At 67.9% G+C, this 16,381-nt stretch carries 9 protein-coding genes; 7 read left to right on the top strand and 2 right to left on the bottom strand.

The genetic code is table 11. The features are described 5' to 3' along the window. Window positions 1-631: 631 nt before the first annotated feature. From GQ56_RS0115935 to GQ56_RS0115905, 7 genes are all read left to right on the top strand, one after another. Window positions 632-1,837, top strand: coding sequence for a capsule biosynthesis protein (locus tag GQ56_RS0115935; protein ID WP_031399598.1), 1,206 nt, complete (start codon window positions 632-634; stop codon window positions 1,835-1,837). Further along, window positions 1,830-2,621: an SDR family NAD(P)-dependent oxidoreductase gene (locus tag GQ56_RS0115930; RefSeq protein ID WP_031399597.1), complete on the top strand. Its 792-nt coding sequence runs from the start codon at window positions 1,830-1,832 to the stop codon at window positions 2,619-2,621. Before GQ56_RS0115935 ends, GQ56_RS0115930 begins: the two co-directional genes overlap by 8 nt. Then, window positions 2,618-4,147, top strand: coding sequence for an LTA synthase family protein (locus GQ56_RS0115925; protein WP_031399596.1), 1,530 nt, complete (start codon window positions 2,618-2,620; stop codon window positions 4,145-4,147). Before GQ56_RS0115930 ends, GQ56_RS0115925 begins: the two co-directional genes overlap by 4 nt. 3 nt (window positions 4,148-4,150) lie before the next feature. After that, window positions 4,151-11,782 (top strand): type I polyketide synthase, encoded by a 7,632-nt coding sequence (locus GQ56_RS0115920; RefSeq protein WP_031399595.1) that lies wholly within the window; start codon window positions 4,151-4,153, stop codon window positions 11,780-11,782. Beyond that, complete coding sequence (locus GQ56_RS0115915; RefSeq protein ID WP_031399594.1) at window positions 11,779-12,696, top strand: UDP-3-O-acyl N-acetylglycosamine deacetylase; 918 nt, start codon at window positions 11,779-11,781, stop codon at window positions 12,694-12,696. The genes GQ56_RS0115920 and GQ56_RS0115915 overlap by 4 nt, the downstream gene beginning before the upstream one ends. A 64-nt stretch (window positions 12,697-12,760) precedes the next feature. Further along, the gene (locus GQ56_RS0115910) at window positions 12,761-14,089 is read left to right on the top strand and encodes an aminotransferase class I/II-fold pyridoxal phosphate-dependent enzyme (RefSeq protein ID WP_031399593.1); all 1,329 of its coding nucleotides are present in this window, start codon (window positions 12,761-12,763) and stop codon (window positions 14,087-14,089) included. Beyond that, window positions 14,086-14,760 (top strand): GNAT family N-acetyltransferase, encoded by a 675-nt coding sequence (locus GQ56_RS0115905; RefSeq protein WP_031399592.1) that lies wholly within the window; start codon window positions 14,086-14,088, stop codon window positions 14,758-14,760. The genes GQ56_RS0115910 and GQ56_RS0115905 overlap by 4 nt, the downstream gene beginning before the upstream one ends. 13 nt (window positions 14,761-14,773) lie before the next feature. Here GQ56_RS0115905 and GQ56_RS0115900 read toward each other — a convergent pair whose 3' ends face one another. Then, on the bottom strand, window positions 14,774-15,607 hold the full coding sequence (locus GQ56_RS0115900; RefSeq protein WP_031399591.1) for a class II glutamine amidotransferase: 834 nt from the start codon (window positions 15,605-15,607) through the stop codon (window positions 14,774-14,776). A 206-nt stretch (window positions 15,608-15,813) separates the two neighbouring features. Further along, window positions 15,814-16,143: a carboxymuconolactone decarboxylase family protein gene (locus GQ56_RS0115895; RefSeq protein WP_031399590.1), complete on the bottom strand. Its 330-nt coding sequence runs from the start codon at window positions 16,141-16,143 to the stop codon at window positions 15,814-15,816. Window positions 16,144-16,381: the final 238 nt, after the last annotated feature.

The following is a 16,381-nucleotide window of genomic DNA, read 5'->3' as shown; positions in this document are numbered from 1 at the left end:
TCGAGCCGGCTGAGCGCACGCATGCGCCCCGTGAGAAATGGGGCTCGCAACCGACGAGATCTCACGGATTGGGTGGGGAAGTTGCGTTCGCTGCACGAGATTGCGGTCACCGTGTCTGGGCAATTGCACTTGCGTGCTGGCGGGCTGCATTCCCGGGTGTGACGCCCGAGTGCTGCGACGATGGAGCGCTTCACGACGTACCGTCGTACCGCCTGTTGGCGATCTGAATGGCTTGAGCCGCGATCGTTGTGGTCTTGACTTTTGCGTCCGATCCGGATCCGGGCGTGACGCAGGCGCATGGTTGTGCGATGTGTCCGGAGACAAAAGCGTCATGGCATGGCGGCGTCGAGGAAGGGCGCCGATGTGCGTGTCAGCTTGAGCGCGAACCGGCTCACTCTCAAAAACGTGACACCAGTACGAGTCGGTCTCGGCGAACACCCGATGTCGTTTTTTTGACGACGACAGATATTTCGCGTTTGTAATGCAATGGGGTATCCTCCACACCTCCGGCGGTCGTTGCCGCTTCATTCTGCTTGTTAGCTTGACACGAAAGCTTGTGTTATTTACACAATTCTTACAGTTTTATAGCGTAAAATTTCGTGTTCCCCCAGGTTTCCATTCAATAACCTAGATGCCGCGCTCGTTTCTCGTGCTGCAAGGCACTGCCTCGCTTTTTTTCTATCGGCTTTCACGCGCGCTCCAGGATAAGGGGTTTGCTGTCTACCGCGTCAATTTTTGTGGTGGTGACTTGTTGTATGGCGGGGCGGGGACTGTTTTAAATTACCGCGGCGGAGTCGGGGATTTGCCCCAATGGTATGACGATATTGTGCGGCGCGAGGGGATCACTGACGTCATCATGTTCGGCGACTGTCGCGACATTCATCGCGAGATGTTGTCGGTCTCGACGGCGCATGGCTTGCGCGTTCACGTATTCGAAGAGGGCTACGTTCGTCCGCACTGGATCACGCTGGAACGCCACGGCGTCAACGGGCGTTCGCTGCTGCCGCGCGACCCCGCATGGTATCTGCAGCAACGCAGCGTGACGCCGCCCGCCAGGCAATGGCACGCCACCGGCTACAACCTGTACGAGCGCGCCTTTCACGACATTACGTATCGATTTGCGAACACGGTGTGCTGGCCCCGGTTCCCGAAGTATCGCAGTCATCGACCGAAAAACGGCTTTTTCGAATATTCGGGGCTGGCGGTCCGGATGCTTCTGCAGCGCAAGCATCGACGTGAAGCGGAGGAGGTCACGCGCGAATTGCTCGATAGCGGGCGGCCCTACTATCTTTTCCCATTGCAATTGAATTCGGATGCGCAAATCGTCGTGCATTCGTCTTTCGATGGAATTCGGGCGGCGATCAGCCGTGTCCTGGAGTCTTTCGCGCGATATGCACCGCAAGACGCGTTGCTGGTCATCAAGAATCACCCTCTGGATACAGGGCTCATCGAATACCGTAATTTTTCGCTTAAAATTGCGCGTGCCGCTGGCATGGAGAATCGGATCCGTTTCATCGATGCCGGTCATCTTCCGACATTGCTCGAACACGCCCGCGGGGTCGTGCTGATCAACAGCACGGTCGGCTTGTCCGCACTGCACCACCAACGGCCGCTGGTTGCGCTGGGTACGGCTATCTACAATTTCAGCGGCCTGACCTGGCAGGGCGATCTCGACGACTTCTGGTTGCGAGGCGTGCCGCCGGACATGGATCTCTATCACGCGTTCCTCGACTATGTGATGCATCACACGCAGATCAACGGCGATTTCTACACCCGGACCGGCATCGCGATGGCCATTGCGGGCGCGGTTGCCCGGCTAGAGCAGGCGGATGACTAGGTCGTCGGCCCGGCATGTCGTCGTCACCGGCGCAAGCGCAGGCATCGGCCGCGCGCTTGCGCTCGCGTACGCGCGGCCCGATACCGTACTCGGTATCGTCGGCCGGAACGAAGTGCAGCTCGAATCGACCGCTGTCGCTTGCAGGGCGCGCGGCGCACACGTGATCACCGGCATCGTCGATGTACGAGAGTCCGAACCGATTCGCATGTGGTTGCATCGATTCGACGACCAGTATCCGATCGACCTGCTCATCGCCAACGCCGGTGTCGCGAGCACGTTGTCCTCGGCGTCCGACTGGGAGGGCATCGATCGTATTGCCGCCGTCGTCGACACGAACTTATACGGCGCGATGCACACGATCCTTCCGGTTATCGAGCGCATGCGCGCCCGCCGGCATGGCCGTATCGCCGCGGTCAGTTCCCTGGCTGCCCTTCGCGGGATGGCCATCTCGCCCGCCTACTGCGCGAGCAAGTCGGCGATCAAGGCCTATGCCGATTCCGTCCGTCCGCTGCTGAAGCGAGATGGGGTCGAGGTTTCGGTCATTCTTCCCGGTTTCGTCAAAACGTCGATGAGCGACGTTTTTCCCGGCGACAAACCTTTCATGTGGACTGCCGAACAGGCCGCCGCATACATTCGCAAGAAACTCGATGCCGGGCGAGCGGAAATCGCGTTCCCGGGGCTGCTTGCATTCGGCATGCGCCTCCTGACCCTGCTGCCCGTCACGCTGGCCGATGCGATTCTGGACAAGCTTTCGTATCTGCCCGGCAAGGAAGATGTAAATTGACGGGCGCAATCTGGCTCACGTTTGCCATTGCGGCCGGCGTGTCGTTCCTGCCCGACCGGATCGCCGTTCCGCGCTCCGCGGTGCGGCGTCGTGCGGATGCGCTGCTTCTGCAGGTGCTCGCCGTCGTGTTCCTCGCGTCGCTGATGTTGCTTGTCACCGCGCGGCCGGTTTTCGCATCGTCCGTCGCGGTTGCGCTGGTCGGACTCGTTGCGGTGGTCAGCAACGCCAAATACGAATCCCTTCGCGAACCGTTCGTGTTCACCGATCTCAGCCTTTTCAGCCAGTTGTTCGCGCATCCGCGGCTCTATCTGCCGTTCCTGAGCGCAGGCAAGATCGTTGCGATCGGCGCGGGCATCGTGCTCGTCGTTGCCGGCTATCTTGCCGAGACGCCCGTCGCGCCGCGTCCGACGCTGGCGCTGGCGACCGTCGTCGTGTTGACATTTTTACTGGCGCGTTACATCGCGGCGCGCCTGCCGTTGGCGATTGACGCCAACGCAGATCAGCGCCGTCACGGTTTTTTCGCAGTCTTCGTCGCATATTTGCTGAACGGCATGCGTCCCGCGACGTTCGAAGCATTCCGGCGCACGGTCGAGGCGGGGCCTTTCGCCGCTGGCGCGTCGATGCAGCGCCCCGACGTCATCGTGATCCAGAGCGAGTCGCTGTTCGACGTGCGACGCGTCTCGTCGGCGATCGCGCCCGGTGTGCTCGCGAATTTCGACCGGGCGAGACGCCAAGCGGTCCGCTATGGCGAGCTCTCGGTACCGGCATGGGGCGCCAACACGATGCGCACCGAATTCTCGATGCTGACCGGCCTGTCGTCCGAGCAGCTCGGCTACGCGCGCTTTTATCCGTATGCCTTCGTGCGCCGTGCGTGCGCGTCGATCGCAAGCTGGTTCGCTCGCGGCGGTTACGACACGCTGGCGATTCATCCGTACTACGCCGATTTCTTCGGCCGCAATCGCGTCTTTCCGTTGCTCGGGTTCAACACATTTCTCGACATCGAATACTTTGCCGACGCGTCGCGCGCCGGTCCGTATGTCTCCGACGCAGCCGTGCTGGACGCCGTGATCACCGAGCTGGAACGGGAGCGGGAGAAGCCGCGCTTCATTTTCACGATGACGATGGAAAATCACGGCCCGCTGCATCTCGAGGAGGTTTTACCCGGCGAATCGTCTTCAAGGCATACTCTCGGCGAAGACGCCGCCTGGCGCGACCTGACAGCATACTTGCGGCACATTGAAAATGCGGACGCAATGATCGGGCGCCTGCTCGATCATTTGCGTACCAGCGATCGTGAAACAGTCGTTTGTTTCTACGGCGACCACGTTCCCGCTCTGCCTCATGTTTTCGAAAAGCTTGGCGTTTCGCCGCAACGCAGCGACTACTTCATTTGGCGGAACTACGGCACCGATACCCCCGAATGCAGGAATCTGGCGGCCGAGGAGCTCGGATCGGCACTGCTGCATGTGATACAAGATCACGGAAATCGCACGGAACAACCGTGCGCATCCGAGAAAGCGACATAAAAGATGAACAGTAAGATTGCAATAGTTGGGATAGCTTGTCGGTTTCCCGGGAGTGCGAACAATCTCGGCGACTTCTGGCGACTCCTGCGCGACGAGCGCGACGCCGTGACCGAAATCCCCGCCGACCGTTTCGGCACCGATTTCTACCAGCACCCGTCCAAGCGCGAACCGGGCAAGAGCTACACGTTCTCGGCCGGCGTGCTCGACAACGTCGCCGGCTTCGACGCCGCGTTCTTCGGCATTTCGCCGCGCGAAGCGACCCAGATGGATCCGCAGCAGCGCCTCCTGCTCGAACTCGCGTGGGAAGCGTTCGAGGATGCGGGCGTGCGCCCGGCCGACATGCGCGGCAGCAACTGCGGCGTCTATGTCGGCGTCGCGAGTACCGACTACGGCAGCCGCAGCATGGACGATCTGAACGCGATCGATCCGTATTCGGCGACCGGCAACACATTGAGCATCGCGTCGAACCGCGTGTCCTACCTGTTCGACCTGCGCGGCCCGAGCATGTCGGTCGACACGGCCTGTTCGTCGTCGCTCGTCGCACTCCACCAGGCCGTCAAGGCGCTGCAGTCCGGCGAGGCCGACATGGCGCTCGCCGGCGGCGTCAACCTGCTGCTGCACCCGTTCGGCTTCGTCAGCTTTTCGAAGGCGTCGATGCTGTCGCCGCGCGGCCGCTGCCGCGCGTTCGATGCGACCGGCGACGGTTATGTCCGCTCCGAAGGCGGTGCGTTCGTGCTGCTCAAGCCGCTCGATCGCGCACTCGCCGACGGCGACACGATCCATGCGGTGATCGCCGGCTCCGGCGTGAACTCGGTCGGCCATTCGCCGGGCGGCATCAGCGTGCCGGGTGCATCCGCGCAGGCGTCCTTGCTGCGCAGCGTGTACGCGCGCGCGGGCATCGATCCGCAATCGCTGGCGTATATCGAGGCGCACGGCACCGGCACGGCGGTCGGCGATCCGATCGAGGCGCGCGCGCTGATCGACGTCGTGTCGGGCGGGCGCCCGGCGGACCGTCCGCTGCTCATCGGCTCGGTGAAGACCAACATCGGCCACCTCGAGACGGCATCCGGGATGGCCGGCCTGCTGAAGGCCGTGCTGTGCCTGAAGCATCGCGCGGCACCGCGCTCGCTGCATTTCGTCACGCCCAATCCGGGCATCGATTTCGACGGCGGGCGCCTGCGTGTCGTCGATCGCTACATGCCGCTCGATGCGGGCGATGCACCGCTGACGGTCGGCGTCAACTCGTTCGGCTTCGGCGGAACGAACGCACACGTGGTGCTGACGGAAGCGCCGGCCGCAAGCGCGGCGCCGGCGGCCACGCCGGAACCGGCTCACGCGCCGTCCCCGCTCGTCATGACCGCGCGCAGCGCGAACGCGCTTGGCGCGCTCGCGGGCCGCTATCTGGCGGCGCTCGAGAACGGCGGCGACTGGCAGGCGCTTGCCGCCGCAGCCGCCCGCCGTCGCCAATGGCTCGAACATCGTGCAATCGTTGCGCCGGCCGACGTGGCCGAAGGCCGTGCGGCACTCGCGGCGCTGGCCCGGCCGGCACCGGAAGGGGTGCCCGCATGCGTGGCGACCGGGCACGCCCAGGCCGACGCGGCGCGCACCGCGCTCGTCTTCTCGGGCAACGGGTGCCAGTGGGTCGGGATGGGCAATGAGCTCTACGCGGAGAACGCCGTCTTCCGCGCGGCGCTCGACGAAGTCGACGCGCTGTGGTGCGCCGACGGCAGCCCGTCGCTGGTCGACGTGATGCGCGGCGGCCCGAGCGCGGAATGGCTGGCCGGCGCGGGCACCGAGTGGCTCGCCGCGACGGAGAACGCGCAGCCGCTGCTGTTCGCGATCCAGGTCGGCATGATCCGCGTGATCGACGCGCGCGGGATGCGTTACGACGCGGCAATCGGCCATAGCGTCGGCGAAATTGCCGCCGCGTGGGTGACGGGCGCGCTGTCGCTGGTCGACGCGGTTCGCGTGATCAAGATCCGCAGCCGCGCGCAGGCGATGACGCGCGGCAGCGGCCGGATGGCGGCCGTCGGCATCGGCGACGCGGCGGCACGCGAACTGATCGCGCGCCACGGGCTCGCGCGCCGGGTCGAGATCGCCGGCATCAACAGCCCGGACGCGGTGACGCTCGCGGGCGAACTGCAGGGCTTGCAGACGCTGGAGGCCGCGCTGCGCGGCAGCGGCAAGTTCTTCCAGATGCTGGATCTCGACTACGCGTTCCACAGCAGTCACATGGACCGCATCGAGCCGGTCGTGCTCGCCGAACTGGCGAGCCTGCGGCCGCAACCGGGCAACGGCACGTTCGTGTCGACCGTGACCGGCGGCGCGCTTGCCGGCGACGCGCTCGACGCCCGTTACTGGTGGCGCAATATCCGTGAGCCGGTGCGCTTCGGCGACGGCATCGCGCACCTGATCGAGCAGGGCGTGCGTCTGTTCGTCGAGGTTTCGCCGCATTCGATCCTGCGCACGTACGTGAAACAGGCGCTCACGGCCGCCGGCGCAACCGGCGTGGCGCTGCCGACGCTCAAGCGCGATCACGGCAGCGCGGCGATGCTGCGGCAGGCGATTCTCGCGGCGATCGCACACGGTGCGAGCGTCGACGCCGACCGCTTCGCACCGGGCGAAGCGCGTGTGGCGCTGCCGTGCTATCCGTGGCAGCGCGACCGCTTCTGGCTGATGCCGACCGTCGAAGGCTACGGCCTCGTCAATCGCCGCCGCGAGCATCCGCTGCTCGGCTATCGCCTGCATGAGCACGCCTTCGCGTGGGAAAACCAGCTCGATCCGGCGAAGCTGCCGATGCTGGCCGATCACGTCGTCGACGGCGGCGTGGCGTTCCCGGGCGCCGGATACGTGGAAATGGCGCTTGCCGCTGCACGCACCTTCTTCGATACGCCGGATGCGGCACTCGAAAACGTCGAGATCCGTACACCGGTGGTCTTCCAGCCGCAGCAGGCGAAACTGTTCCGACTCGTGATCGAGCCGCGCACCGCGACCTTCACGATCGAGACGCGCGACCGGATGTCCGACGGCGCATGGACGCTGAACGTGACGGGGCGGATGCTGGAAAGCGGCACGACGCTCGGCGACGCGAGCGTCGTGCCGCCGGGCATGCTCGATCGCCTGCTCGCGCAGCCGGGCGCCGACGGCGACACGCTGTATGCCAACACGGCGGCCATCGGCCTGGGCTACGGGCCGGCATTCCGCTGGGTCCGCACCGTGCGGGTCGCCGCGGACGACGATGCGGCACTGGCCGACGTCGCCCCGCCTGCCGCATGCGGCGACGCACAGGCACGTTCCGCCTATCTGCTGCATCCGGCCCTGATGGACAGCGGGTTCCATCCGCTGTTCGCGTTGCTGGCCGCGCACGCGCGCGAAGGCGAGCATCCGGCTTACGTGCCGGTGCAGATCGGCCGGGTCGACTACCTGCGCGGCGACACCGTGGCACGCGTGCTCGCGCGGATCGACCGGCGCAGCCCGCACTCGATCGTCGCGCATTTCGAATTCCTCGACGCACAGGGCGCGATCGTCGCGCGGCTCGGCGGTTGCCGGTTCCGGCGCGTCGATCTGGTCGGCCGCCGGCAGAACCTGCCTGCGCGCTTCGTCTACCGCCTCGAGGAAACGCCGCTGCCGGGCGACGTCGACGCGGCCGGTCTGCCGGCCCCCGACACGCTGCTCGCACAGGCTGTCGCGCGGCTCGACGGCGCCGGGCACGATGCCCGGCGCACGCTGCACCTGACCGAAATCCTGCCGCTGCTCGACGTGCTGGCGAGTCTCTATGCGCTCCGCGCTTTCGAGTCGCTCGGCGCGTTCGCCGGCGCGTGGCAGCCGGCGGCCGGGCGCGCGGCGCTGGCCGCACGTCTTGCCGACATGCTGATCGAGGACGGGCTTGCGCGTCGCGACGGCGAGCGCCTCGTGCGCGACGACGCGGCGTGCGCGGCACTGCCGCCGCTCGACGAGCTGTGGCGCGGGCTGCTGGCCGAATCGCCGGGGCACGTGGCCGAGCTGACGCTGCTCGCGCATTGCGGCGCGGCGTTGCCCGACGTGCTGAATGGTACGAAGGACGGCGAACGATTGCTGTCGCCGACCGGGCACAGCCTGGTCGAGCAACTCCTGGCTGCATCGCCGACCTGGCAGCACGTGCATGCGCTGCTGACGGCAAGCGTCGAGCAGGCGGTCGATGCGTGGCAGCCGGCGCGCCGTTTGCGCGTGCTGGAACTGGGGGCGACCGACGGCGACGTGCTGCAGACGCTCGGCATGCATCTCGCCGGGGCGCGCTGCGATCACACGATCGCAGCCACGGCCGGCCAGCTGGCCGGGTTCGACGCGGATGCGGAATCGGCGGTGCGCACGGTTGCGCTGCAGTCGGGCGAACGGCTGTCGCTGGCGGCCGACGAAACCGGGCCGTATGACCTGATCGTCGCGAGTCGGGCGCTGTACGGGCGCCACGACGCGGCCGACGCGCTGAACGTGATGCGGTCGTGGCTGGCGCCGGGCGGATTGCTGCTGCTCGCCGAGTCGCGTCGCGGCCGCTTCGCCGACATCGTGTTCGGCGCGCAGCAGGCTTCGTCGACGGAAGCCGGCGCGCCCGTGCCGCCGGCGCCGGCGGATCTCGAGGCGGCGCTCGAGCGCGCGGGCTACGTCGACGTCGCGCGTCACGTCGAGCAATCGCTCGATCTGGACGGCACGCCGACCTTCGTCATCGCGCGCAATCCCGCGAGTGCCGCTGCCGCGCAAAGCGGCGGCGACCCGAGCGATCTCGATACGCTGGCGCGCAGCGAGCAATGGCTCGTGATCCACGCGCCGGATGCCGTCGGCAGTTTCGGCGGGCGGCTGGCCGATGCGCTGGTGCGTGCGGGCTATCCGGCCGATATCGTGGACATCGCGCACGCGGCCGACGCGATCGAGTCCTTGCCGGCCGGGCAGCCGGCGCATGTCGTGTTCTGCGCGCCGGAAGCGCCGCTGGCGGAATCGGCGGCGGGAGACGCGCTGATGGCCGCGCAGCGCAACGGCGTGATCGCGCTTGCGGCGCTCGTCCGCGCGCTCGGTGCGCAACCGAACGCGGCCACGCGGCTGACCGTCGTCACGCGCGGGGGCGCGCCCTTCGCCGGGACCGCGAACACGCATCCGGACCAGGCGACGCTGTGGGGCCTCGGTCGTGTGCTGGCGAACGAGCATCCGGAACTCGCGTGCCGGCTGATCGACGTCGACCGGACGGCGGACCGGGTACCCGATGCGCTGATTCGCGAACTGACCGGCCCGGCCGTCGAGGAGGAAGTCGTCCTGGGCGCACGCGGGCGGCTGGTGCCGCGCATGCTGACGGCCGTGCAGGCCGCGGCCCGCAACGATCGCGCGATCGCCCGTGCGTCCGTGCTCGCATTCGATGCGCCGGGCTCGCTGCGCAATCTCGAGTGGTTCGCGCTGCCGGAAAGCGCGCTGGGCGCGGACGAGGTGGAAATCGAGCCGGCCGCGACCGGCCTCAATTTCCGCGACGTGATGTATGCGATGGGGCTCCTGTCCGACGAAGCGGTCGAGACCGGCTTCGCGGGCGCGACGATCGGCATGGAGCTGTCCGGCCGGGTCGTGCGGGTGGGCGACGCCGTCACGGCGTTCGCGCCGGGCGACGCGATCCTCGGCTTCGCGCCGGCTTCGTTCGCGACGCGCGTCAGGACGCGCGCGCAGGCGATCGCGCTGAAACCCGAGCGCCTGTCGTTCGAGGAAGCGGCCACCGTGCCGACCACGTTCTTCACCGCGTATTACGCACTGGTCGAACTCGCGCGTCTGCGTCGCGGCGAGCGCGTGCTCGTGCACGGCGGCGCGGGCGGTGTCGGGATCGCCGCGATCCAGCTTGCGCGCCACTTCGGCGCGGAAGTGTTCGCGACGGCCGGCAGCGACGAGAAGCGCGAGTTCGTGCGCCTGCTCGGCGCCGATCACGTACTCGATTCGCGCAGCCTCGCGTTCGCGGACGAGATCCGCACGCTGACGGGCGGGCAGGGCATCGACATCGTGCTGAATTCGCTTGCCGGCGAGGCGATGGTGCGCAGCATCGACACGCTGCGTCCGTTCGGTCGTTTCCTCGAGCTCGGCAAGCGCGATTTCTACGAAAACAGCCATATCGGGCTGCGGCCGTTCCGTAACAACATCAGCTATTTCGGCATCGATGCCGACCAGTTGATGGGCGCGCTGCCGGAGCTGACCGCACGCCTGTTCGGCGAAGTGATGGCGCTGTTCGCGGCCGGCGTGCTGCATCCGCTGCCGTATCGCGCGTTTCCTGCCGAGCGGGCGGAGGATGCATTCCGCTACATGCAGCAGGCGCGCCAGATCGGCAAGGTACTCGTGACCTACCCGTCGGGCACGCCGGCGCCGACTCGCGGCGGTGCGCGTGCCGGTTCGCTGGCGCTCGATCCGCATGGCGCGTACCTGGTGGTCGGCGGTACGGGCGGGCTCGGTTTCGCGAGCGCGCGCTGGATGGTCGAGCGCGGTGCGCGACGGCTGACGCTCGCGAGCCGTTCCGGCGAACTCGCTGCCGCGGCGCGCGAGGAAGTCGCGCACTGGCGCGAGACGCTCGGCGTCACGGTCGACGTCGTGTCGTGCGATGTGACCGACGCGACTGCCGTCGACGCGATGATCGCCGCGATCGTCCGCCGCGACAGCCCGCTCAAGGGCGTGCTGCATTCGGCGATGTCGATCGACGACGGCCTCGTGCGCAATCTCGACGATGCGCGCATGGCCGCGGTGCTGGCACCGAAGGTGGCCGGCGCATGGAACCTGCATCGCGCGACGCGCACGCTGCCGCTCGATCTGTTCGTGGTCTATTCGTCGGCGACGACCTATCTGGGCAATCCGGGGCAGTCGAACTACGTCGCGGCCAACACGTTCCTCGAGGCGCTCGTCGAACATCGCCGCGCGGCAGGATTGCCCGGCACCTTCATGGCCTGGGGGCCGCTCGAGGATGTCGGCTTCCTGGCGCGCCACGCGGATACGCGCGAAGCGTTGCAGTCGCGGATCGGCGGCGCGTCGATCACGTCCGGCGAGGCGATGGTCGCGCTCGAGCGGGTGCTGGTCGCGGGCGCGGCCGGCGAAGCCGTGGTCCGGCTCGACTGGCACGCCGTTGCACGCGGGATGCCTGCCGCGAAGGCGCGCCGGTATGCGCTGCTGCAATCGCAGGCGAAGGGCGGCGACGCGCGCGACGGCGGCACGCAACTGCGGGAAGAAGTGCTCGCATTGCCGCGAGACGAAGCGATCGCGCTGGTGGCCCGGACGCTGCAAGGGCAGATCGCGCGGATCCTGCACATGACGCCGGACCGGATCGCGCTCGACAAGTCGGTGCTCGACATGGGCATGGATTCGTTGATGGGGATGGAGCTCGGCCTTGCGGTCGAGGAGGCGTTCGAGGTCAAGCTGTCGGTGATGGCGATCGCGGAGGGCGCCTCGGTGACGACGCTGGCCGGCCGCATCGTCGATTCGATCGACGCAGCGACCGCTGCCGATGCCGGCGCCGCGACCGATACCGCGCAAGAAGCCGTCGCGGCGCTCGCCGCGAAGCATGCGATCGGCGGCGACGCGCGCGCGATGCTCGACACGCAGCCGGTGGCCGTTGCGGGCCAGGCGGCGCCGACGTTCGAGGTCGCACGATGAGCGCGCCGTCCGGCTGGGCGACGACTCAGGGCACGCTGGCACGTCCGCTGGCGATCGACGGCCACGGGCTGCACACGGGGCGCCGGGTGGCCGTGCGGATCCTGCCCGCGCGTCCGGAAGACGGCGTGACGGGCATCGCGTTCCGCCGCGTCGCGCAGGGGCGCACGCTCGCGACGCTGCCGGTCGATCCCGCGCTGCGCCGCGCCCAGCCGCTGTGCACGATGCTGCGCAATGCCGACGGCGTCGGCGTGCGCACGGTCGAGCATCTGCTCGCGTCGCTGCTCGCATGCGAGATCGATCACGCGATCGTCGAGATCGATGCGGAGGAGGTGCCGATTCTCGATGGCAGCGCCGCGCCGTGGGTGGACGCCATCCGCGCGTGCGGCCGCGTCGCGCTCGATGCGCCGAAACGCTTCATCCGCGTGTTGCGGCCGGTCGTCGTTACCGATGGCGCGGGCGACCAGCGGCGCGAAATGCGGGTCGAACCGGCGCCGCGTTACGAACTGAGCGTGCACAACGATCTGCGCGGCTTCGGCGACATGCACTGGGATGGTGCGCTGACGCCGGCCGCATTCGCGACCGAGATCGCGCCGTCGCGTTCGTACGGGCGCGTGAAATGGGCCGTGCCCGCGATCGTCGCCGGTTACCTGCGCGGGGTGCCGATCCTGCGCGGCGCGCGGCCGTCGTGCACCGCGTCCATCGTCGGCAATCGCGTGCTGGGCGGGATGCGGCTGCCGGAGGAGTTCGTCCGGCACCGCGTGCTCGACCTGGTCGGCGATCTGGCACTGGCCGGCGCGCCGCTGCTGGCGCGCGTGAGCGCGTGGCGGCCGAGCCACGAGATGAATTTCCGGCTGGTCGACGCGCTGCTCGCCGAGCGCGATGCGTGGCAGTGGGCCGAGTTTCCTGACGCGTGACACTACGCTTTTTCATGATGCGCGGCGTAACATAGCGTCTTTTCGAGATATAGCGAAGGAAGCAATGGCATTGGGAGAGCATCTGCGCCAGCAACTGGCGGCGAAAGCGCTGAAACGGCAACTGGAGCGCGCGACGGATGCTGCCGCGGCACCCGGCGTGCCCGCCTCGCTCGCGGCGCAGACCGCATCGGCGCGCAGCCGTTTTGAATCGATGCCGCAGTATCAGCAGGTTCGGATCATGCGCGAGATGGGCGAGAAATTGCGGGTCGATTCGCCGTTTTTCCGTGTGCACGACGGGGTTGCCGGTGCGACGACGCAGATCGGCGGCCGCGAGTACCTGAACTTCGCGAACTACAACTACCTTGGGCTTGCCGGCGATCCGGGCGTGTCCGCGCGCGCGAAAGCCGCGATCGACCGTTACGGCACGTCGGCATCCGCGAGCCGGATGGTCGCGGGCGAGCGCCCGGTGCAGCGCGACCTCGAGCGCGCGCTGGCCGCGTTCTACGAGACCGACGACTGCGTCGCGTTCGTGAGCGGCCACGCGACGAACGTGACCGTGATCGGCGCGCTGTTCGGCCCCGGCGATCTGGTCGTTCACGATGCGCTGGCGCACAACAGCATCGTGCAGGGCGCCCAGCTGAGCGGGGCGAAGCGGTTGAGCTTCGCGCACAACGACTGGCAGGCGCTCGACGAACTGCTGTCGCGCGTGCGCCGCGAATACCGGCACGTGCTGATCGCGATCGAAGGGCTGTACAGCATGGACGGCGATTTCCCCGACCTGCAGCGCTTCATTGACGTGAAGACGCGCCACGGCGCGTTCCTGCTGGTCGACGAGGCGCATTCGCTCGGCGTGCTCGGCGCGACCGGCAAGGGCATCCGCGAGCATTGCGGCGTCGCGCCCGACCAGGTCGACATGTGGATGGGCACGATGAGCAAGACACTGGCGGGCTGCGGCGGATTCATCGCCGGCTGCCAGCCTCTCGTCGACATGCTGCGCCATCTGGCCCCGGGCTTCCTGTACAGCGTCGGGCTGGCGCCGACGCTCGCCGAAGCGTCGCTGGCCGCGCTCGAACGCCTGCAGGCCGAGCCGGAGCGCGTCGCGCAGTTGCAGGCGCGCGGGCGGCAGTTCCTGACCGAGGCGCGGGCCGCCGGCCTGAATACAGGCACGAGCGCGGGCTACGCGGTCGTGCCGGTGATCACCGGCAGCTCGCTGAAGGCCGCGCAGTGGGCCAACGCGATGTTCGACGAAGGGATCAACGTGCAGCCGATCTTCTATCCGGCCGTCGAGGAAAAGGCGGCGCGCCTGCGCTTCTTCATCTGCTCGACGCATACGCCGGAGCAGATCGGCCGGACCGTTGCCGTGTTGTCGCGACTCGCGGGGCGTAGCGCATGACATCGACCGGCGCGTTCGCGCAAGCGGTCCCGCGCGCCGGCGAGCGCGTGCGGTTTCGCGCGGCCGATGCCGCCGACGCGGCGTCGTGCGCGCCGCTCGTGTTTGCATCCGGCGTGGCGGAATTCGGGTTCTTTCTCGGCGAAAGCGACGCGCGCTGCATCGCCTTCCTGCAGCAGGCGTTCCGCTCGCGTCACGGGCGCTTCTCGTGGCGCCGGCATCGCGTCGCGGTCGCCGACGACGGCGCCGTGCTCGCGGTGATGGCGATTCATGACGGGCGGCGGACGACGTTCGACGACGTGCATGTCGTGTGGGCGCTCGGGCGCTTCTTCGGTGTGCGCCGCACGATCGGCCAGTTGTTGCGCGGGCTGATCCTGGAAACGGAAATTCCGGCGCCGAAGCGCTCGCAGATCCTCGTCGCGCACTGCGCGACCGACGAGCGGCAGCGCGGCACGGGCATCTTCAGTGCGCTGTTCCGCGATGCGCTCGATACCGGCGCGTTGCCGACCGACGGCGGCCGCGACGTCGTGCTCGACGTGCTGACCCGCAACGTGCGGGCTCGTACGCTGTACGAACGGCTGGGGTTCGCGGCGCTGCCGCGGCCGCGCGCCCGTTCGCGCCGGCTGCCCGCCGAACTCGATTCGATCAGGATGCGGTTCCCGGGCCGCGCCTGACGGCGCGGCGGCGTCATTTGTGCCGCGGACTGAACGGCCGCTGCTCTACATCGGCCCCCTGGGCGACGATCGCCATCCCCTCCGGCACTTCCTCCCATGCATCGCGCAGGTCGACGAGCGGCTCGGATACGACCATGAACGCGTCGTCGCCGGCCTCGGCGATGCGCGGATTGTGCGGATACAGCTCGTGCAGGTGCCTGAACGACGTACTGTGGAACAGCGAGCGCGACTGCCGTTCGCTCGAATAGCGCACCGCGACGATCCGTTCGCCGTCGGTCGCGCAGATCGTCATGTTGAGCGGATCGGCCACCCGATGCCGCGCGGCGGTTTCCTCGACCACGCCGGCCATCCGCTCGAGCGCGGGCAGCGGCGTCTGCTCGAGGCCGTACGTGAGCGCAAGGCGGAACATCAGCTCGGAATCGGTCGAGCCCTCGAGTGTCGGGAACAGCGCGGGATCGACCTTCATCGTCAGGTCGCGGCGCAGTTTGTGGAAGTCGCGGATCAGCCCGTTGTGCGCGAACAGCCAGCGGCCGTGGCGGAACGGGTGGCAGTTGGTTTCCTGCACGGGCGTGTCGGTGGCCGCCCGGATATGCGCGATGAACATCCGCGAGCGGATCGCGCGTGCGGCCTCGCGCAGGTTGCGGTCGTTCCACGCAGGATGCACGGAGCGGTAGCGGAACGGCAGTTCGTCGGGGCGCCCGTACCAGCCGATGCCGAAGCCGTCGCCGTTGGTGGTCGTGGCGCCCAGCTCCGAATGCAGGCTCTGGTCGATCAGCGAATGCTTCGCACGGAACAGCACGGTCTCGAGGTGGATCGGATTACCCGTGTAGGCGAGCCAGCGGCACATGGAGCGCTCCTTCGCGATGGATCCTCCGCGCATGGTAGCCGACTTTGCGACGCGTCCGTGCCCGTGCGCGCCCGGCCGGCCATTCGGGCAGGTACGCCGGCCAATCTTCATACCTCGTTCGCCCGGATGCGCGAGGCGCAACCGGGCGGCCATGCAGCCATGCAGCCGGGCGCCGCCGCGCGCGGGCAGCGCCGCGGCCGTCAGGTTCAGTCGCCGAGCGCGTCCATCACGCGCGCCGAATAGACGAGCGCGGCGCCCGCGTTCAGTGCCACCGCGACGCCGAGCGCTTCCGCCACTTCCTCCTTCGTCGCGCCATGCTTGACGGCTTCCGCGGTATGCACGGCGATGCAGCCGTCGCAGCGCGTCGTGACGGCCACGGCGAGCGCGATCAGCTCGCGCGTCTTGGCGTCCAGATGGCCCGTCTTGGCGCCGGCGCCGGACAGCGCCTTGTAGCCGGCCAGCGTATCGGGCGACAGCTTGGCGATCTCGCCGATGCGCGTCGAGAGTTCCTTCCGGTATTCGTTCCAGTTCAGCATGATGCGTCCTTTCGAGAAGTGGTGAGGAGTGCGGCGGGTGCCGCGATCTCGGGCGATGCACGGCTATTCTGATCGTTCGCGCGGAGGGTTTCGATACGCCGGCGCGTGAATTTTTTGCGCAACCGCGTCATTGCTGCCCCTGGGTCAATGGTTGCCGCCGGGCCGCCGCCGTGCGCAGCGGGAAATGCAACAGCGCGAAATGTAAGACTGTGGGCGTTGCCGTCTTTGCGGGTGTCAA

This window comes from Burkholderia paludis (assembly GCF_000732615.1).
Lineage (GTDB): Bacteria > Pseudomonadota > Gammaproteobacteria > Burkholderiales > Burkholderiaceae > Burkholderia > Burkholderia paludis.
The sequence above is the reverse complement of the archived record's forward strand: the minus strand, read 5'-3'. Positions and strand labels throughout refer to the sequence as shown.

Coding starts and splice junctions, on each gene's coding strand:
- GQ56_RS0115935 (WP_031399598.1), top strand. CDS start 632: ATGCCGCGCTCGTTTCTCGTGCTGCAAGGCACTGCCTCGCTTTTTTTC.
- GQ56_RS0115930 (WP_031399597.1), top strand. CDS start 1,830: ATGACTAGGTCGTCGGCCCGGCATGTCGTCGTCACCGGCGCAAGCGCA.
- GQ56_RS0115920 (WP_031399595.1), top strand. CDS start 4,151: ATGAACAGTAAGATTGCAATAGTTGGGATAGCTTGTCGGTTTCCCGGG.
- GQ56_RS0115915 (WP_031399594.1), top strand. CDS start 11,779: ATGAGCGCGCCGTCCGGCTGGGCGACGACTCAGGGCACGCTGGCACGT.
- GQ56_RS0115910 (WP_031399593.1), top strand. CDS start 12,761: ATGGCATTGGGAGAGCATCTGCGCCAGCAACTGGCGGCGAAAGCGCTG.
- GQ56_RS0115905 (WP_031399592.1), top strand. CDS start 14,086: ATGACATCGACCGGCGCGTTCGCGCAAGCGGTCCCGCGCGCCGGCGAG.
- GQ56_RS0115900 (WP_031399591.1), bottom strand. CDS start 15,607: ATGTGCCGCTGGCTCGCCTACACGGGTAATCCGATCCACCTCGAGACC.
- GQ56_RS0115895 (WP_031399590.1), bottom strand. CDS start 16,143: ATGCTGAACTGGAACGAATACCGGAAGGAACTCTCGACGCGCATCGGC.